The sequence below is a fragment of the Nocardioides sp. Z50_6 genome (assembly GCF_058215755.1).
The window spans coordinates 938821-956641 of the sequence record NZ_JBZAJB010000001.1; the positions used below are offsets into that span (position 1 = coordinate 938821).

Annotated in this window: 16 protein-coding genes; 3 read left to right on the forward strand and 13 right to left on the reverse strand. The window is 72.0% G+C overall.

Annotated features, from left to right (window positions below):
• Positions 1-56: 56 nt before the first annotated feature.
• On the forward strand, positions 57-2480 hold the full coding sequence (locus AC4BGE_RS04505; protein WP_490574488.1) for an immune inhibitor A domain-containing protein: 2424 nt from the start codon (positions 57-59) through the stop codon (positions 2478-2480).
• 78 nt (positions 2481-2558) lie between these two features.
• On the opposite strand, the gene AC4BGE_RS04510 is transcribed toward AC4BGE_RS04505, so the two are convergent.
• Positions 2559-2990 carry a hypothetical protein gene (locus AC4BGE_RS04510; RefSeq protein WP_490574489.1) on the reverse strand — a complete coding sequence of 144 codons (432 nt, stop codon included), beginning with the start codon at positions 2988-2990 and terminating at the stop codon, positions 2559-2561.
• 42 nt (positions 2991-3032) lie between these two features.
• A complete protein-coding gene (locus AC4BGE_RS04515; protein ID WP_490574490.1) occupies positions 3033-4517 on the reverse strand; it encodes a DUF4389 domain-containing protein in 1485 nt (494 codons plus the stop codon).
• Positions 4518-4865: 348 nt separating this feature from the next.
• On the opposite strand from AC4BGE_RS04515, the gene AC4BGE_RS04520 reads away from it, so the two are divergent.
• The gene (locus AC4BGE_RS04520; protein ID WP_490574491.1) at positions 4866-5324 is read left to right on the forward strand and encodes a GNAT family N-acetyltransferase; all 459 of its coding nucleotides are present in this window, start codon (positions 4866-4868) and stop codon (positions 5322-5324) included.
• Here the strand turns inward: AC4BGE_RS04520 and AC4BGE_RS04525 are convergent.
• On the reverse strand, positions 5267-6100 hold the full coding sequence (locus AC4BGE_RS04525; protein WP_490574492.1) for an alpha/beta fold hydrolase: 834 nt from the start codon (positions 6098-6100) through the stop codon (positions 5267-5269). The two genes, AC4BGE_RS04520 and AC4BGE_RS04525, sit on opposite strands and share 58 nt — an antisense overlap.
• A gap of 40 nt (positions 6101-6140) precedes the next feature.
• Here AC4BGE_RS04525 and AC4BGE_RS04530 point away from each other — a divergent pair, with 40 nt between their 5' ends.
• Complete coding sequence (locus tag AC4BGE_RS04530; RefSeq protein WP_490574493.1) at positions 6141-7913, forward strand: GNAT family N-acetyltransferase; 1773 nt, start codon at positions 6141-6143, stop codon at positions 7911-7913.
• A gap of 12 nt (positions 7914-7925) precedes the next feature.
• On the opposite strand, the gene AC4BGE_RS04535 is transcribed toward AC4BGE_RS04530, so the two are convergent.
• The 10 genes from AC4BGE_RS04535 to AC4BGE_RS04580 all read right to left on the reverse strand — a co-directional run bounded on the left by AC4BGE_RS04535 (position 7926) and on the right by AC4BGE_RS04580 (position 17767).
• Entirely contained in the window at positions 7926-8810 is an 885-nt protein-coding gene (locus AC4BGE_RS04535) for an HpcH/HpaI aldolase/citrate lyase family protein (protein ID WP_490571179.1), read from the reverse strand.
• A gap of 23 nt (positions 8811-8833) precedes the next feature.
• Positions 8834-10489: an AMP-binding protein gene (locus AC4BGE_RS04540; RefSeq protein ID WP_490574494.1), complete on the reverse strand. Its 1656-nt coding sequence runs from the start codon at positions 10487-10489 to the stop codon at positions 8834-8836.
• Between the two features lie 14 nt (positions 10490-10503).
• Positions 10504-11280, reverse strand: coding sequence for an enoyl-CoA hydratase/isomerase family protein (locus AC4BGE_RS04545; RefSeq protein WP_490571181.1), 777 nt, complete (start codon positions 11278-11280; stop codon positions 10504-10506).
• 325 nt (positions 11281-11605) lie between these two features.
• A complete protein-coding gene (locus AC4BGE_RS04550) occupies positions 11606-12391 on the reverse strand; it encodes an enoyl-CoA hydratase/isomerase family protein (RefSeq protein WP_490574495.1) in 786 nt (261 codons plus the stop codon).
• A complete protein-coding gene (locus tag AC4BGE_RS04555; protein WP_490574496.1) occupies positions 12388-13983 on the reverse strand; it encodes an AMP-binding protein in 1596 nt (531 codons plus the stop codon). Before AC4BGE_RS04555 ends, AC4BGE_RS04550 begins: the two co-directional genes overlap by 4 nt.
• Positions 13967-14527, reverse strand: coding sequence for a pyridoxamine 5'-phosphate oxidase family protein (locus tag AC4BGE_RS04560; protein ID WP_490574497.1), 561 nt, complete (start codon positions 14525-14527; stop codon positions 13967-13969). Before AC4BGE_RS04560 ends, AC4BGE_RS04555 begins: the two co-directional genes overlap by 17 nt.
• The gene (locus tag AC4BGE_RS04565) at positions 14520-15242 is read right to left on the reverse strand and encodes an ABC transporter ATP-binding protein (RefSeq protein ID WP_490574498.1); all 723 of its coding nucleotides are present in this window, start codon (positions 15240-15242) and stop codon (positions 14520-14522) included. Before AC4BGE_RS04565 ends, AC4BGE_RS04560 begins: the two co-directional genes overlap by 8 nt.
• A complete protein-coding gene (locus AC4BGE_RS04570; protein WP_490571186.1) occupies positions 15235-15993 on the reverse strand; it encodes an ABC transporter ATP-binding protein in 759 nt (252 codons plus the stop codon). Before AC4BGE_RS04570 ends, AC4BGE_RS04565 begins: the two co-directional genes overlap by 8 nt.
• 5 nt (positions 15994-15998) lie before the next feature.
• Positions 15999-16886 (reverse strand): branched-chain amino acid ABC transporter permease, encoded by an 888-nt coding sequence (locus tag AC4BGE_RS04575; protein WP_490571187.1) that lies wholly within the window; start codon positions 16884-16886, stop codon positions 15999-16001.
• On the reverse strand, positions 16883-17767 hold the full coding sequence (locus AC4BGE_RS04580) for a branched-chain amino acid ABC transporter permease (protein ID WP_490574499.1): 885 nt from the start codon (positions 17765-17767) through the stop codon (positions 16883-16885). The genes AC4BGE_RS04575 and AC4BGE_RS04580 overlap by 4 nt, the downstream gene beginning before the upstream one ends.
• Between the last annotated feature and the right edge of the window lie 54 nt (positions 17768-17821).

Below are 17821 nucleotides of genomic sequence, written 5' to 3' on the forward strand. Positions count from 1 at the left end.
CAGGGGAGTCGGCTCGCTCGGGGTTCGTCCCTCTGGTCTCGGAAAGGAACCACCTCGTGCGAACCACGACTGCCGGGCTCAGCCTGGCCCTGATGGCGGGAGCCGGCCTGCTGGCCATCCCCACGACGGCTGCGGCCCCACCGGCCGCAACCCCCGGCGGCGCGGGCGAACCCCAAGCCGCCACCCCCTCCCACGTCCTGCCCAACCCCGACGCTGAGAAGCAGGAGGTCCTGCGCCAGGAGGCGTGGGCCGACGTGCTCAGCGGGGAGGCGACACCCCGGACGATCAACGGCAGCTCGGTGCTCAAGGTCGGTCAGGAGCCGGCGCCCGCGACCCAGGCCCGCAGCCAGGCCGCGGCCGAGACCCAGGACCAGTTCGTCGAGCTCTCCAACGAGCGGACCGACAAGGTCTTCGTCTTCCTGGTCGAGTTCGGCAACGAGCGGCACCCGCAGTACCCCGACCGCGACACCTCCCCCACCACGGCCGGCCCGGCCCGCTTCGACGGCCCGCTCTTCAACGAGATCCCCAAGCCCGGCCCCGACGACAACCGGACCCAGTGGCGCAAGAACTACAACAAGCGCTACTACAAGGACCTCTACTTCGGCGAGGGCGAGGGCGTGGAGTCGCTCAAGACCTACTACGAGCGGCAGTCCTCGGGCCGCTACAGCGTCGAGGGCATGGTCACCGACTTCACCACGGTCCGCTACAACCAGGCCCGGTACGGCCGCAGCGACGGCTACCCGTGCGGCAGCAACGTCTGCTCCAACACCTGGAACCTGGTCTCCGACGGCCTCACCCAGTGGGTGGCGGACCAGAAGGCGGCCGGCAGGACCGACGCCCAGATCCGCCGGCAGGTGGCCCAGTACGACATCCGGGACCGCTACGACTACGACGGCGACGGCAACTTCGACGAGCCCGACGGCTACATCGACCGCTTCCAGATCATCCACGCGGGTGGCGACCAGGCCGACAGCGACCCGATCTACGGCGAGGACGCCATCTGGAGCCACCGGTGGAAGGCGTTCCAGAACGTCGACGGCATCGCCGGCCCCGCGGGCAACCTCGACGGCGGCACGCAGATCGGCAACACCGGGATCTGGGTGGCCGACTACACCATCCAGCCGGAGAACGGCGGTCTCTCGGTGGTCGCCCACGAGTACGGCCACGACCTCGGTCTCCCCGACCACTACGACACTGCGGCCACGGGCGACAACCCGGTCAGCTGGTGGACGCTGATGGCCCAGAGCCGCGTCTCCGCCCCGGGCGACCAGGGCATCGGCACCCGTGCCGCCGACCTCGGCGTCTGGGACAAGCTGCAGCTCGGCTGGCTCGACTACGAGACCGTCGTGGCCGGGCAGGACCGCACCATCGACCTCGGCCCCCACGAGTACAACTCCGACAGGGCCCAGGGCGTCGCGGTGGTGCTGCCCGACAAGCAGACCGTCACCACGCTGCCGACCCCGCCCCAGGGGACCCGGCAGTGGTGGAGCGGCGAGGGCGACGACTACGAGGCGTCCATGTCGCGGGCCGACGTGGCGGTGCCCGCCGGTGGCGCGACGCTGAGCCTCAAGACGCAGTTCAACATCGAGGAGGACTACGACTACGCGTGGTTCGAGGCCGAGGTGCCCGCGGGCAGCGGCACCTGGACCCAGCTGCCGACCACCATCGACCCGGACGCCGGCCCGGACGCCGACGAGATCGGGATCGACGGGGTCAGCGCCGGCTACGTGCCGGTGACCTTCGACCTCACGCCGTACGCCGGTCAGACCATCGGCTTCCGGGCCCGCTACCTCACCGACGGTGGGGCTCAGGGTCAGGACCCGGCGCTGGGCTGGTCGGGGATCTTCGTCGACGACATCTCGGTCACCGCCGGTGGCCAGGTGGTCTTCGCCGACGGTGCCGAGACCTCGCCCAACGGATGGACCCTCGACGGCTTCTCGTCGGTGGGCGCCACCCGCACCACCACGACCGACCAGTTCTACCTGGCGAGCAACCGGGCCTACGTCTCCTACGACAAGTACCTCCAGACCGGTCCGTACAACTTCAGCTTCCCGGACCGGCCGAACTTCGTGGAGAAGTTCCCCTACCAGAACGGGCTGCTCGTCAACTACTGGGACGCGTCCTTCACCAACAACAACACCAGCCAGCACCCCGGCCAGGGCCTGGTGCTTCCGGTGGACGCCAACCCGCAGGTGCTCTACAACCTGCAGGGCCAGGCGTGGCGTGGTCGGATCCAGACCTACGACGCCCCGTTCGGGCTGGAGCGGTCGGACTCGTTCTACCTCTACGCAGGTGGACGCCGCAGCTACGTGCGCGGTGCGGCAGCGAACCCGGTCTTCGACGACTCCGACCCGGACCGGTACTTCCGGCCGTTCGCGGAGGCAGGTCAGCCGCGCACCGGCGTGAAGGTCGCCGGCGTGGGTGTGAAGATCCAGGTGCTCGAGCAGAACGGCACCTCCATGCGGATCCGGGTGCAGTGACCGGACCCTTGTAGGAGCACAGCAGCAGCACGGTGAGGGCCGGGGGCGACACGCCCCCGGCCCTCGTCGCGCCCGGCCTCAGTCGAGAACGGTGACGGTCGTCGCCCGCACCAGCGGTCCCCCGCACCCGGTGGCCCCCAGGTCGGGGGCGCCGGTGACCCGGACCCGGTCCCCCACCGCGAGCCCGTCGGTCGCCGCACCCGTCAGGGTCCAGGTGACCGCGTGCTCGTCGCGCACCACCACGCAGTCACCGGTGCCGGTGACCTCCCCGGTCACCCGGATCTTCTGCAGGCCGTCGGTGGGTGGGGTCGTGGCCCGGGTGGGCGTGGGAGTGCCGGCCGGCGCCTCTCCGGTCGGCGCTTCTCCGGTCGGCGCCTCGCCGGTCGGGGTGGACGCCGCCTCGGCGGGCTCGGCCTCACGGGCGTCCTGGGACGCCGTGGGGTCGCCGCACGAGGTCAACGCCAGCACGGCGGCCAGCAGCAGGGCGCAGGGTCGGAGTCGCGGCGTCATAGAGGTGGGACGCGCGGCTGGCCGCGGCGGCTCCACCCGCGTTCACGACCGGGTCATCACCCGGCGGCTCCGTGACGCGCCGCGGATCGGGATAGCCACCAGCAGCGCACCGATCAACAGCACGACCGCGGCCGTGACCAGCAGGACTGCGACCACCGTCGCCAGCACGGGGAACTCCGCCCCGACGGCGACGTCGGCAGCCACCCCGGCGGTGCCGTCGGCACGCATCAGCACGACGGTCCAGTCGCCCTCCTCGGGCGACCAGGTGACCTGGACGCCGTCCACCCCCGAGTCGCTGTCGGTCCAGAACCCCTCGTCGGTGGGGGCGGTCGCGGGCGCTCCTCCCTCGACCGGACGGAAGACGGGCCTCCCGTCGTCGCCCAGGTCCTTGACGACGTCGTACCGGACGCCGTCGAGGTAGCGGTCCACGTCGCGGGTGGGCGCGACACCGAGGAACACCTCGTCTCCGGCGCGGCTGTCCGCGGTGAACCGCACGTCGCCGACCAGGCTCTCGCGCAGGAGCGGCTCGGGGATGTCGGTCGGGATGTCGAGGTCGTCGGAGGTGATGGCGAACGCGGTGGTGGTGAACGACTCCTCTGAGCTCATCACGTACCCGTCGGGGTCCTTCGCCCCCACGTCGGCCGCGGCCAGCACGAGCCCGAGCAGAGCGAGGAAGAGCGAGAACGCGACCAGCATCGATCCGATGACCAGGGAGACGACCCGCCCGGCGGTCCACCCGGTCTGGGTGGGCTCCGAGCCGGTCGGTGTGGGCTCCGGGCCGGTCGCTGTGGGCTCCGAGCCCATCGGTGTGGTGGGGGCGACCGCCGGGTCCGCGACGGTCGGTGCGGAGACCGGCCGGGGGGCCTCGTGCCCGCCCTGCTCGAGGCTGAACGGCGGGTAGCGGTCGGTCATCAGGGAGACGTAGGCGGCCACCCTCAGCATCCATCGGTTGATGCCCAGCAGGAGGTCGAAGACCCCTCGCGGATAGCGGCCGGTGAAGAGGAGGGCCACGCCCGCGATCAGCACCAGGACGCCGACCAGGCCGAGGCTGAGCGCCGGGTCGTCGGGGAAGCCGCGGACGCCGTACCCCACCCCGCCGACGAAGAGGGCCACCACCAGGTAGTGCGGGATGGCCAGCAGCCACCACTTGACCAGCACCAGGCCACGGGAGAGGCGCGCCGGGTAGTCCACCTCGAGGTGGGCCGGGTAGCCCGGCACGTCCGCGAGCGTGAACGGCGGGTAGCGGTCGGTTCCCAGGGCGCCGTAGGCGTAGAACGCGACCCGCCAGCTCCACCGCATGACCCCGACGTTGAAGTCGAACAGGACGTGCGGGTAGCGGCCGGTGAACAGGATGCTGAAGAAGGCGATGAGGCTGGTGACCCCGAAGGCGGTCCACAGGAAGGTCAGCACCACGTAGTGGGGCACCGCGAGGAGCCACTTGACGAGCCAGAGGCCACGGCTGAGGCTGGGATCCAGCTCGGCCTCGACGCGGACGGGGTAGGGGGCTGGGCCGTTCGGGGTGTCCATCGACCCCTCCTCACACGAGGACCCAGCCCGTCATGGGGACGGGCTGTGGTCTGGGGCAACGCACCTGCCCTCTATTAGTCCGCCACTCGCCGCAAGGGGCTAGGGCCGAGAGGCCCGGGCCCTTCGGCCGCCCGGGTTCGTCCATGACCGGAGGTCCTCGCGCTGCACGTGGAGCGGGGGCACCACCTTCTCCCGGACGTCGGCCGGGCGCCAGGCCGGATCGGCGTGCGTCCGGAGCTCGTAGTCGAGGGTCCGCAGGGCGACCTCGCGGGCGGACCCTCCCGGATCTTGGGGGTCTAGTCCAGGATCTTGGGAGTCCCTGGCGGCCGGCTCGTGGATGATCGGTCCGTGGCGAACCGCGACAGCTGGGAGATCCGCCCTGTGGGCGAGGACTGCGACGACCTCCTGACCCTGAGGAGGCGCTGGTTCCCGCCGGCCGAGGACGACGCGGACGAAGACTTCGACGAGGAGTTCCGCGCCTGGTGGGCCGCCGAGCGCCACCACCGACGCGCCTGGGTGGCCTACGACGACGGTCGCCCGATCGGCATGGCCAACGCACAGGTCTTCACGCGGATGCCCGCGGCCGGGCGACCGCGCACCCGGTGGCTCTACGGCGCCAACGTCTACGTCGTACCGCAGGAGCGCCGACAGGGCGTCGGGCGGGCGCTGATGACGGCCCTCCTCGGGTTCGCGCGGAGCAACGCGATGGCGCGGGTCGTCCTCGCACCCTCGGAGGTCTCGATCCCCCTCTACGAGGCGCTCGGCTTCCGCCCCGCCCACGACCTGATGCGGCTCGACCTGTCGTAGTGCAGCGCCTGCACCTGGTCGTGCAGCAGCCCCGGCCAGCGGGCGACGTCGTCGGGAGTGCGTGCCAGCACCAGGCTGCTCCCCGGGACCAGCGAGACCAGCGCCTGCGCGGTGCTCTCCGGGTGCGCCGGGTCGTCGGTCCAGGCCAGCACCGTGGTGGGCACGGCGATCCGGGCCACGGCGTCGCGGGGCGGCAGGTCGGTGAGCGCCGCACCCCGGAACAAGGTGGAGAGCATCTCCTTCGGCACGTCCGGCACGGTGCGCGGCGCCCCGACGGTCGCCGGCGGCGGCTGCACGGCGGCGCCCACCGCCACGAAAGCCTCGAAGCCCGCCCGGTCCACCAGGTCGGCGGCCTCCACGTACTCCGCCGCCTTGCCCGTGCGGGTCTCCCACGCGGTGGGCGGCACCACCAGGGTGAGCGCCGAGAACCGCTCGGGGGCCCGGGTGATCGCGTGCAGCAGGGTCCCGCAGCCCATCGAGGGCCCGACCCCGTGCACCGGCTCCCCCGGGAAGACGTGGTCCAGCAGCCGCAGCAGGTCCTCGGAGAGCGCCTCCCACCGGTAGTCCTCGGGCACCTTGCGGCCGGTGGACCTGCCGTGGCCCCGCGCGTCGTAGCGCAGCAGCCGGGTGCCGCTGAGCCCGAGGCCGAGGTCCAGGTCGAGCAGCCGATCCCGGTAGCGGCTGGAGGTCAGGCCGTGCAGCTGGACCACGGGAGCTCCACCCTCGTCGCTCAGCTCCCAGTCCAGCTCGGCGTGGGGCACCTTGAGTCTGGGCAAGCCGGGCTCCTGTCGTGGCGGGAGATCTAGGGTACGGCTCATGCGACTGACCAACATCGCCCATCTGCGGTTGCCCTTCGGTCGGTTGCGCGCCTACCAGCTCGCGGTGGAGCCCTCCGGCCGGTCCCTGCCGGTCTCCTTCGACCAGCGGCGGCACGTCGGGGCCGGCGACCGGGCCGGGTCCTGGATGGCGCTCTCGTTCCGGCTTCCCTCCCCCAGACCCGCCCCGGAGGTCGAGGCCGCGTGGCGTGCGGTCCTGCTGCGGCACGGCACGCTGCGCTCGGTCTTCTCACCCGGCCCCGATGGGCCGGAGCTCGAGGCGGTGACGGTGGGCGAGGGCCGGTGGGTCGACCACCCGATCGCCGCGGGCCAGGCGGTCAACGACGCGCTGCGCGAGCTCCTGGACGCCGCCTGCCGTCCCTGCTCGGCCCCCTCGCACCTGCTGTGCCTGCTGGAGACCGCCGACGGGACGACCCTGGTGGTCGCCGCCGACCACGCGCACGTGGACATGTGGTCGATGCTGGTGATCGCCCGCGACCTCCTCGGCGCCCTGGACGCCGTACGGCTCGGCCAGGAGCCGTTCGCCGACCTGCCCACCCCTCCCCACTTCGCCGAGCACACCGCCGCGCTGCAGGCCATGGAGCCCGCCCCCGGGGAGGTGCGGGAGCGCTGGCGCACCACCCTGGAGGAGTCGGGCGGGGTGATGCCCCGCTTCCCGATGCCGCTGGGCCCGGACGACGGGATGCACCGGGAGCGGGTCGAGGTGCGCGACGTGCTCGACGTCGACGCGAGCGCCTCCCTGGGGCACCTCGCGGCCGAGCTGGGGGTCTCCACCCTGGCGGTGGTGGTGGCGGCGATGACCCGGGTGACCCGGGTGCTGGCCGACGAGCCGCTACGGGCGGTCTTCCCGGTGCACAGCCGCTACGAGCCCACCTGGCACGACTCCGTGGGGTGGTTCATCACCAACTCGGTGCTGTGCAACGACGACCCCGACCCGCGCTCCGCCGCGACGGCGGTCAAGGACGCGGTCCGGCTGGGGTCGTGGCCGCTGGAGGACGTGCTCGCGCCGTGGGGCGGGATGCCCGAGGCGCCCGGGATGTTCGCCATCTCCTGGCTGGACCTGCGGCGGCTGCCGGTGCGGGTCGACGCCACCGGCCTGGAGGCGCAGTACGTGGGCGCCTCGATCCTCACCGACGGGGTGATGCTCTGGTTCGTCCTCGACGAGTCCGGACTTCACCTGCGCTGCCGCTACCCCGACACCGACGAGGCGCGCCGCAACGTCGGCCGGTGGCTCGACCTCCTCGTCGCCGAGCTGCGACGGGACTCCCAGGAGGCCTCCGGCGGGCTGCTCGCGGTGGGTGGGCGCGCCTACCGCCTCGCGCGTGCGACGCGTGAGGACGTGCCGGCCCTGGTCGCCCTCCTCGCCGGCGACGAGATCGGGGCGAGCCGCGAGAGCCTCGACCTTCCTCGCTACGAGGCCGCCTACGACCGCATCGCGTGCGACCCCGGCCAGCTGCTGGTGGCGGTGCGCGACGAGAGCGGCTCGGTCATCGCCACCATGCAGCTCTCGGTGATCCCCGGGCTCTCCCGGTCCGGGGCCACCCGGCTGCAGGTCGAGGGGGTCCGGGTCGACCCGGCGCTCCGCGGCGTCGGCCTCGGCACCGCGATGCTGGAGTGGGCGCACGAGCACGGCCGCGCGCGCGGCGCGACGCTGGCCCAGCTCACCTCGGACGCCCGACGCCAGGACGCCCACGCGTTCTACGCCCGGCTCGGGTACGTCGCCAGCCACCGCGGCTTGAAGCGGCCGCTCTAGCTGTAGCCGGCCTCAGCCCTCGCGCCGCACCTTCCGGGCGTGCGCGAGCCAGTCCCGCGCCTTGTCGGCGTGGGCGAGGTCGACGTGGGTGCCCTTGAACCGGACCGCGCCGTGGCCCTCGGCGACGGCCTTCTCCACGGTCGCCACCAGCTCCTCGTGGTAGGCGACCTCCTCGTCGGAGGGGGTGTAGACCTCGTGCACCACCGGCACGTGGGAGGGGTGGATCAGGACCTGGCCGCGGAAGCCGAGCTGGAGGCCGTAGTCGGCGAACTCGCGCAGACCCTCGAGGTCGGCGAGGTCCTCCCAGAGACCGGTGAGCGGGTGCAGGCCGAACTGGCGGCAGGCCAGCAGGATGCGGCTGCGCAGGTAGAGCGTCTCGCTGCCCTCGCGCGACTGGCGGTAGCCCACCGCGCGGGCGATGTCGGCGTGCTCGGAGGTGGGCCCGATCATCGCGCCCACCCGCGGGGACGCCCCGGCGATCTCGGTGGCGTTGGTGATCGCGTCGACCATCTCCACCGGCACGATCATCTCCAGGCCCTCGGCGCCGTTGCGCGCCTCGAACCAGTCGATCAGCGTCTCCCACCGGACCACGTCGGTGGCGTTGCGGATCTTGGGGGTGAACAGACCCGTCAGCTCGGGGCAGACGACGGCCTCGAGGTCCGCGCCCGACATCTTGGTGTCCAGCGCGTTGGGCCGCACGAAGAGACCCACGTCGGGCGACTCGGCGCGCAGCTCGGCGAGCGTCTTGCGCGCGGTGTCACGGGCCGACTCCTTGAGGCCGGCCGGGACAGAGTCCTCGAGGTCGATGACCAGGCAGTCGGCCCCGGAGGCCAGCGCCTTGCGGGCCCACTCCGGCTTGTGCGCGGGGACGAAGAGGATCGAGCGGTAGGGATGCACGTCAGCTCCTGGGAGGGGGTGGCTCAGCGGGTCTCGGGGGTCCGGTCGAAGGTGTCCTCGGTGACCCCGAGCTCACGGAGCTTGGCCTTCTGCACCCGCTGCGAGGGGGTCTTGGGCAGCTCCTCGACGAAGCGCAGGTAGCGCGGCACCGCGAACGACGGGATGCGCCCGTCGCAGTGCGCCCACAGCTCCGCAGGCGTCACCTCCTCCTTGGTGATGACGTAGGCCATCACCTCGTCCTCGCCCGCCTCGGTGGAGGCCGGCACCGCGATGACCGCGCACTCCACGACGGCCGGGTGGCTCAGCACGGAGGTCTCGATCTCGTAGGAGGAGATGTTCTCCCCGCGGCGGCGCAGCGCGTCCTTGAAGCGGTCGACGAAGTAGAACCAGCCCTCCTCGTCCTGCCGCAGCGCGTCGCCGGTGTGGTACCAGAGGTTGCGCCACGCCTCGACGGTCTTCTCGGGGGCGTTGAAGTAGCCCATCGAGCAGATGAACGGCACCTTGGGCCGGATGACCAGCTCGCCGATCTCACCGACCGCGACCGGCTCGTCGGTCACCGGGTCGACCAGCGCGACGTCGAACCACTCGTCGGCCGCCAGGCCGGCCGCGCCCGCCGGGCGGTCCTCGCCGTACGGCGAGATGATCGGCGCCGAGGTCTCGGTGAGGCCGAAGACCTCCACGAACGCCTCGATGCCGTAACGCTCCTTCATCGGCTGCACCAGGGTCGCGGCGGTCGGGGCGGCGAAGACGACCCGCAGCGGGTTGTCGGCGTCGTCCTCGCGGCGGTCCTGCTTCCAGATGAAGTCCATCATCACGCCGATGAAGTTGGTGACCGTCACCCGGCTCTCCCGGATGTGGTCGATCCATCGGCTAGCGGAGAACTTGCTGCGGATCACGCAGCGGGCGCCGGCGACCAGCGTCGGGTAGGCGGCCATGAACTGGGCGTTGCCGTGGAAGAGCGGGGTGAGCGTCATCCAGGCGTCGTCCGAGGTGAGCCGGACCAGCGAGACGCACTCATCGGCGAAGAAGTACATCTGGGCGTGCGGCATCGCCACGCCCTTCGACGGGCCGGTGGTCCCGGAGGTGAAGAGCACCGAGGCGAGGTCCTGCGGGAGCACCTCGGGCAGCTCGACGCTCGTACCGGCGGGCAGCTCGTCCTCGAGCTCGTCCCACGGGGCGGCCTCCCAGCCGTTCTCGCGGAGCAGCTGGATCGCCTTGTCCTGCTGGCCGTTGTCGATCACCCAGAACTTGGTGATCGTCGAGGCGGCCTCCTTGACCGCGACGAACCGCTCGGCGAAGACGTCGTCGATGACCGCCAGCCTCGCCTCCACGGTGCGCACCTGGTGGGCCAGGAAGTCGTGCTCGTAGGCGGTGTTGATCGGCACCTCGACCAGGCCCGCCACGGCGGTGGCGATCCAGGTGCGCACGAAGCGCGAGGAGTTCTGCGCGACCAGCACCACGCGGTCGCCCTGGCCGGCGCCCTGGGTGAGGAAGTTGCGGCCCACCCGCTCGGCGGAGGCCAGCATCTCGCCGAAGGTCCAGGTGGCGCTCTCCTCCGGCACGTCGAGCCAGACCGAGTCGGGCCGTTCGGCGGCGTGGTGGCGCAGCACGGTCGGCAGCGCCCACTGGGAGCGGTCCTCGAAGGTGGGCTTCAGATCGCGGTAGTAGCGGAACGTCACGGTTCGACCCCTCGTCAGGACTTCTCGGCGCGGGCGCCACGGAAGTCGGGTTTGCGCTTGGCCAGGAAGGCCCTGGCGCCTTCGAGCATGTCCTCGCTGCCGATCGCCTGGATCAGCGCGCCGAGGTTGGCGGCCATGTTGTCCTTCGACTGGTTCCACCACTGGTTGGAGCTGGTCTTGGCGATCTCCAGGTAGCGCGGGCTGAGCGCGTCGATCTCGTCGAGCCACCGCTCCACGGCGGCGTCGAGGCCGTCGTCGGGGACGACCTCGTTGACCAGGCCCCACTCGTGGGCCTGGGCGGCGGAGTAGCGGCGGCACATCATCGCCATCTCCTTGGCCCGGCGCTCGCCGATCTGCACCGCCATCAGGTTGGTCGCCCCGAGCACCGGCGCGGAGCCGACCTTGGGACCGGTCTGGCCGAACGTCGAGCGCTCGGTGGCGATCGCGAAGTCACAGGCCACGACCATCTCGTTGCCGCCCCCGGCGGCGGCGCCGTCGACCGCGGCGATCACCGGGCGCGGGCAGGCGCGGATCGCGTCGAGCAGCCGCAGCGAGGTGGTGAAGAGACGCCGCAGCTGGGCCGGGTCGGGCTCGCCGAGCTGGGTCAGCGCGCCGCCGGCGCAGAAGCTGCCGGCCGCCCCGGTGATGACCACCGCGCGGGCCTCAGCGGCGTCCTCGACCGCGGTGATCATGGCGCGGGCCATGTCCAGGTCGTAGGCGTTGCGCCGCTCGGGTGCGTTGATGGTGATCCACACGACGTCGCGGCGTTCGGCCACCTCGATGCTGCCCACGGACACTCCTCTCCTACGACCTATTGATGGTGTTCATGATCAACATTACTCACAGACGCTTCCGCTTGGCAACGGCCCTCCCCCACCCTCTCCCAGTCGGCCCCCGACCGCGAGGACCCCGGGACGTCATCGGCACAGGTTGTCCCGGCGACCGGAGGTGATGACGTCCCGGGGGGGGTGGGGCCTCACGAACCTGGGACGTCATCGGAGTGGGTCGTCCGGGCAACCAGAGCTGATGACGTCCCGCGGGGAGGGGGCGGGGGCGGGGAGGGGGGAGGGGGGAGGGGGGCGGGGCGGCGGGGCGGGGCGGCGGGGCGGGGCGCGGTCAGGTACGGCGGGCGCGGAAGGCGGCGACCGCGTCGCGGTGCTCGGGGGTGCCGAAGAGCAGCGCGATCGCCTCGACGGACTCCGGGTAGCCGACCTCGGTGCCCCGGTTGAGGAACGCCTTGCCGACCTGCACGGCGAGCGCGGAGTTGCCGGCCATCTCGGTGGCCAGCTCGACCGCCGCGTCGACCAGGCGGTCGTCGGCGTGCACCTCCTGCACCAGCCCCATCTCGAGCGCCTTCGCGGCGTCCACGGTGCGGCCGCTCAGCGCCAGGTAGCGCGTCCAGTGCCGCCCGATCACGTCGGGGCCGCGGACGATGCCGTAACCGGGCATCAGCCCCACCGAGGCCTCCTTGAACGAGAAGCGCGCCGACTCGGCGGCGTACGCGACGTCGCAGGCCAGGGTGAGCTCGCTGCCCCCGCCGAAGGCGATCCCGTTGACCGCCCCGACGACGGGCACGGCGCACTTCTCCACCGCGTGGAACGCCTCGTAGACCCGCAGCAGGTGGGGCCGGACCAGGTGCACGTCCCCGTCGAGGCCGTGGAACATGTCGATGTCGCCGCCGGCGGAGAAGGCGCGCCCCTCCCCCGTCAGCACCACCGCGCGGTGCGGGTCGCCGTCCTTGCCGACCCGGCGCATCAGGCTGGTCAGCTCGGCGAACCACTGCTGGTCCATGGCGTTGAGCTTCTCGGGCCGGCACATCGTCACCAGCAGCACGCCCGGGTCGAGCGACTCCAGCCGGAACCGCTCGTAGCCCTGCAGGTGCTCGGGCAGCACGGTGGTCATGAGGTCTCCCGGTCGTAGGTGTCGGGCGTGACGCCGTCCTGGCGCAGCTTGTACTTCTCCACCCGCTGGCTCGGGGTCAACGGGAGTGCGTCGACCTGGCGCACGAAGCGCGGGACGGCGAAGGCGGTCAGCCGGCCCTCGCAGTGCGCCAGCAGCTCCTTGGGGTCGAGGCGGGCTCCGGGAGCCGGGACCACGGCGACCATCACCTCCTCCTCGGAGAGCTCGGAGTCGACCCCGAAGGCGGCGACCTGGGCGACGCCGGGGTGCTCGGCGATCACCCGCTCCACCTCCCAGGTGGAGATGTTCTCGCCGCGGCGGCGCACGGTGTCCTTCATCCGGTCGAGGAAGGTGAGGTAGCCGTCCTCGTCGAGGACGCCGCGGTCACCGGTGTGGAACCAGAGGTTGCGCCACGCGTGCACGGTGGCGGCCGCGTCCTCCTCGTAGCCGTCGAACATCCAGCCCGGGTTCTTGGGCCGGGCCACGATCTCGCCGGGGGTGCCCGGGGGCAGCGCCTCGTCGTGCTCGTCGACGACGGCGACCCGGTAGAGCGGCGACTCCTGGCCCGCGGTGCCGACCCGGCGCCGCTCGGGCGGCATCTCGCAGATGAGGGAGAGCTCGGTGCTGCCGTAGATCTCGGTGAGGCGCAGGTCGAACCGCTCCTCGAACGCCTCGAAGATCTCGGCCGGGCACGGGGCGCCGAAGGCCACCCGGACCGGGTTGTCCCGGTCGTCGGGCCGCGCCGGCTGCTTGTGCAGGATGCTCATCATCGCGCCCTGGTAGTTGAAGGCGGTGATGGACTCGCGGCGGCAGATCTCCCAGAAGCCCGAGGCGGTGAAGCGGCGGTGCATCAGCAGCCGGGCGCCGGACTCGAGCGCCGCCATCACCGAGCAGTAGCGGGCGTTGGAGTGGTAGAGCGGGAAGACGCTGTAGAGCCGGTCGGCCGGGGTGTAGCCCATCAGCCCGACGGTGTGGCGGGCCAGGTTGACGTTGGCCCGGTGCGAGAGCCGGACGCCCTTGGGCGGCCCCGTCGTCCCGGAGGTGTAGAGGATCACCGCGACCGAGCCGGGGTCGACGGCCGGGGCCTCCCCCGCCGGGTGGGCGAGCAGCTCGGCGAAGGTGCTGGCGTTCAGCCCCGACAGCCCTGCCGGGGTCTCGGTCGCCTCGGCCGGCTCCTCGGGGTCGAGCAGCACCAGGTGCTCCACCGACGAGCCCTCGACCGCGCCCTCCAGCAGCTCGAGCAGCTCGGGTGCGCAGATCACCACCCGGGCCCGCGACTTGGCCAGGCAGTGCTGGAGCAGCACCGTGCCCGACGCCGGGTTGAGCGGGACCTCGACCATCCCGGCCCGGGCGATGCCGAACCAGGCCTGGAGGGCGGCGATCCGGGCGCTGGTCAGCACCGCGACCCGGTCGCCGGGGGCGAGCCCGAGGGCGAGCAGGCCGGCCGCCACCGAGCTGGCGGCCCGGTCCAGCTCGACGGCGCTGGCCGCCTCGTCCTCGACGACGATCTCGGCGTCGCGGCGGCCGGGGTCGGCGGCCAGCGCCGCCAGCCACCCCCCGATGCTCAGGTCCGGCACGTCAGGCGTCTTCGGCAACGGGCTTCTCCTCCTCGGTCTTCCGGCCGCGACCGTCGCCGGCCAGCCGGGTGGAGTCGTGGGAGGCGGTGACCCGCGTGGGCACCACCTCGATCACAACGCGCTTGGGGCTGTCGAGCAGCCGCACGAAGGCGTCGGGGTCCTCGGGGGCCAGCCGGGGGGCCAGCTTGCGCACCCGGTCGAGGACCACGTCGCGGTCCCGGTGCACCCGGGCCTCCCCGCGCAGCGCCACCATCCGGCGGCCCGGCAGGTCGGTCCCGGTGTTGGAGACCACGACGGCGACCCGCGGGTCGGAGTCGACCCCGCGGACCTGGCGCCGCCCCTCGACGGTGGCGAACCAGAAGTGCCCGTCCCCGTCGACCTGGAAGCTCATCACCACCGCGGTGGGGAACCCGTCCTGGAGGAACGAGAGCACGCACTCGGTCTGGGCCTCCCAGAGCTGGCGCTGCTCGGCCCCGCCGAGGCGCGCCTGGGCGAGGTCCTCGATGTCCTTGTCGCCCGGGCGCGCCGCCTCAGCTGCCCCCTGCTCCGGCTGCTCAGGCATCGTCGACGAGGGCTGCCTCGCCCAGCATCGCGTGCACGATCGCCTTGTTGCCGCGCGCCTCGGAGGCCGGGCCGCTCCAGACGGTCTCGCCGCGGGTGACCACGACGACGTCGTCGGCGATCCGCAGGCCCGCGTCGGCGTTCTGCTCGACCATCAGGATGCCGATGCCCGCGTCGGCCATCGTCCGGACGCTGCTGAGCACCTTCTCGACCATCGTCGGGGCCAGCCCCATCGAGGGCTCGTCCAGCAGCATCAGCTTGGGCTTCGACATCAGCGCCCGGCCGAAGGCCAGCATCTGCTGCTCGCCGCCCGACAGCAGGCCGGCCTGGGAGTGGCGCCGGTCGCCGAGGATCGGGAACTTCTCGTAGACCTCCTCCAGGCCGGCGTCCAGGCCGCCGCGGGGCGCGGCGTAGCCGCCGATCCGCAGGTTCTCCTCGACGGTGAGGGGGAAGAAGATCTTGCGCCCCTCGGGGACCAGGACCATCCCGTGCCTGACCACCTTGTGGGCGGGCGTGCCGGTGATGTCCCTGCCCTCGAGCACGACCTTGCCCGACGCGGGCTTGTGGAAGCCGGCGACCGCCCGGAGGCTGGTCGTCTTGCCGGCGCCGTTGGCACCCAGCACCAGCGTGATGCTGCCGGCCTCGGCGGAGAACGAGACGCCGTGCACCGCCCGGACCGGGCCGTAGTTGACGTGCAGATCGGTGACCTCAAGCATCGTCGGCCGCCCCCTTCCCCAAGTAGGCCTCCTGGACGTCGGGGTGGCGCACCACCTCCGCGGGCGTGCCCTGGGCGATGAGCTTGCCGAAGTTCATCGCGAAGAGGTAGTCGCAGGTGTCGACCATCATCTGCACGTCGTGCTCGACGATGAACTGGGTGATCCCCTCCTCGAGCAGCTGCTTCATCAGCGCGCCGATCTCCTCGCGCTCGGCGGTGTTCATGCCGGCCGTCGGCTCGTCGAGCAGCAGCAGCCGGGGTCGGCCGATGATGGCGCGGGCGAACTCGACCCGGCGCTGCATGCCGTAGGAGAGCTCGTCGGGACGCATCCGCGCCACCTCGCGCAGACCGATCCGCTCCATCACCTCCTCGACCCGGGTCGAGGCCTCCTTGCGGGTCTCCTTCGACAGGGTGTCCTGGCCGAGCAGGATGTTGTCGCGCACCGAGCGGTCGTCGAGCAGCCGCACGGTCTGGAAGGTGCGGGCGATCCCCATGTGGTGGACCTTGCGGGCCGGCCGGCGGGTGTAGTCCTCCCCGTCGAGCACGAAGCGCCCGCGGGTCAGCGGCGTCAGCCGGGTCATCGCGCCGAGCAGGGTCGACTTGCCCGACCCGTTGGGGCCGAGCACCCCGTAGATCTGGCCCGGCCGCATCTCGAGCGTGATGCCGTCGACGGCCTTGACGCCGCCGAAGTGCACCGCGACGTCCTGGACCTCCAGCAGCGCCGTCCTGGCGCGCACTGCGGTGTCAGTCATCTGCCTCAGCTCTTCTCTTGCAGGAGGGCGGCCACGCGGGCGCGCTCCTCTCGGGTGCGGAAGCGGTGCCAGGCGTTCTTGATCACGCCGAGCACGCCGTTGGGCAGGTAGATCGCGGCGGCGGCGACGATGAAGCCGTAGGCGACCTTCTCCCACTCCTGGACGAACGAGAGCCAGGTGGGCAGCCACACGAAGATGACGGCCCCGATCAGCGCGCCGACCCACGACCGGGCGCCGCCCACCACGATCGCGGTCAGCGCCACGATCACCAGGTGGAAGTTGACCTCGGCCGGGGTGATGGTCGAGCGCAGCAGGGTGGTGATCGCACCGGCCAGGCCGCCGATCAGCCCCGAGAGGGCGAAGGACATCAGCCGGTAGCGGTTGACGTCGATGCCCAGCGCCTGGGCGAGCTCGGGGTCCTCACGGACCGTGTCGATCCGCCGGCCGAGGCCGCGGGCCTCGGTCCAGACCAGGACCGCGACGACCGCGAGGGCCACCAGCACGATCTGGATCATGCTGATCTCGCCCAGCGCCCCGTAGAGGCCGCCGGCCCCACCGGTCAGGTCGCCGCCGTTGACCGCGACGACCGAGACGATGAGGGTGAAGGCGATGGTCGCCATGCCCATGTAGAGGCCGGTGAGGCGTCGCACCACCAGGCCCAGGACGAAGACCACCAGGGCGGCGGCCAGCGCGCCGACGGCCACCGACGGCCAGGTCGACCACTCCAGGTGGACCATCGTCATCGCGGCGCCGTAGCCGCCGACGCCGAAGGCGCCGACCCCGGCGAAGGAGAAGACCCCGAAGCGCAGCGGCACCTGGATGCTCAGCGCCAGCAGCAGCGTGGTCAGCGTCGTCTGGATCAGGACGACGTTCATGTAGTACCAGTCGCTCATGTGCGTCGCACCTCCTTGCGGCCGAGGAGCCCCTGGGGGCGAGCGAGCAGGATCAGGAAGATGAGGCCGAAGGAGACCGCGTCGACCCAGGTCCCCCAGTTCATGTAGAGCACGAAGGTCTCCGCGCCGGCCAGCACGTAGGCGCCGATGACGGTGCCCGCCATCGACCCCAGGCCGCCGAGCACGATGACCGCGAAGGCCTTGATGATCAGCTGGTCACCGGTCTCCGGCGCGATGGCGCCGAGCTGGAAGGTGAGCAGCGCCCCGGCCAGGCCGGCCATCGCCCCGGCGACGGCCATGGTGCCGAAGGCCAGGACGGTGCGGTTGACCCCCATGCCGGCGGCGGTCTCGGCGTCGACGCCGATCGCGCGCAGCGCCAGGCCCTGGCGGGACCTGCGCAGCCAGAGGGTGAGGCCGATCCCCATGGCGAGGCCGGCGACGATGATGATGGCCGACGTGGTGGTCAGCCGGAGGCCGAAGACCTCGAAGACCTCGGCCCTGTAGCTGCTCGTGAAGCCGAAGGGGCTCGAGCGCGTCTCGCGCTGGGCGAGCGCCAGCGGGATGGCGGCGACGCCGATGCCGCCGATCAGGATCCGCATCTCGGCGGCGTGCTGGTTCTTGGAGCGCTTCAGGATCGGTTGGAAGGCGAGCAGCATGGTCAGCGAGGAGATGATCGCGCCGGTCAGCACGGCGATCGCGATCACGCCCAGGAAGGGCAGCTCGGTCTCCCGGCTGACCAGGTGGCCGACGAAGGCCGAGAACATGAAGGTCGCGCCGTGGGCGAAGTTGAGGATGCCGATGGTCCCCCAGACCAAGGCCATGCCCAGCGCGAACAACAGGTAGATCGAGCCCAGCGTCGCTGCGTTCAGCAGATCTTGCACGGGGGTTCCTCTCGGTGTTGACGGGACGGAGTCACCGGGGTGCGGTCCTCGCGG

What these genes read in the sequence shown, in the direction of transcription:
- AC4BGE_RS04570 (WP_490571186.1), bottom strand. Translation starts at nt 15,993, where the DNA reads ATGACTGACACCGCAGTGCGCGCCAGGACGGCGCTGCTGGAGGTCCAG.
- AC4BGE_RS04510 (WP_490574489.1), bottom strand. Translation starts at nt 2,990, where the DNA reads ATGACGCCGCGACTCCGACCCTGCGCCCTGCTGCTGGCCGCCGTGCTG.
- AC4BGE_RS04515 (WP_490574490.1), bottom strand. Translation starts at nt 4,517, where the DNA reads ATGGACACCCCGAACGGCCCAGCCCCCTACCCCGTCCGCGTCGAGGCC.
- AC4BGE_RS04550 (WP_490574495.1), bottom strand. Translation starts at nt 12,391, where the DNA reads ATGACCACCGTGCTGCCCGAGCACCTGCAGGGCTACGAGCGGTTCCGG.
- AC4BGE_RS04565 (WP_490574498.1), bottom strand. Translation starts at nt 15,242, where the DNA reads ATGCTTGAGGTCACCGATCTGCACGTCAACTACGGCCCGGTCCGGGCG.
- AC4BGE_RS04575 (WP_490571187.1), bottom strand. Translation starts at nt 16,886, where the DNA reads ATGAGCGACTGGTACTACATGAACGTCGTCCTGATCCAGACGACGCTG.
- AC4BGE_RS04560 (WP_490574497.1), bottom strand. Translation starts at nt 14,527, where the DNA reads ATGCCTGAGCAGCCGGAGCAGGGGGCAGCTGAGGCGGCGCGCCCGGGC.
- AC4BGE_RS04530 (WP_490574493.1), top strand. Translation starts at nt 6,141, where the DNA reads ATGCGACTGACCAACATCGCCCATCTGCGGTTGCCCTTCGGTCGGTTG.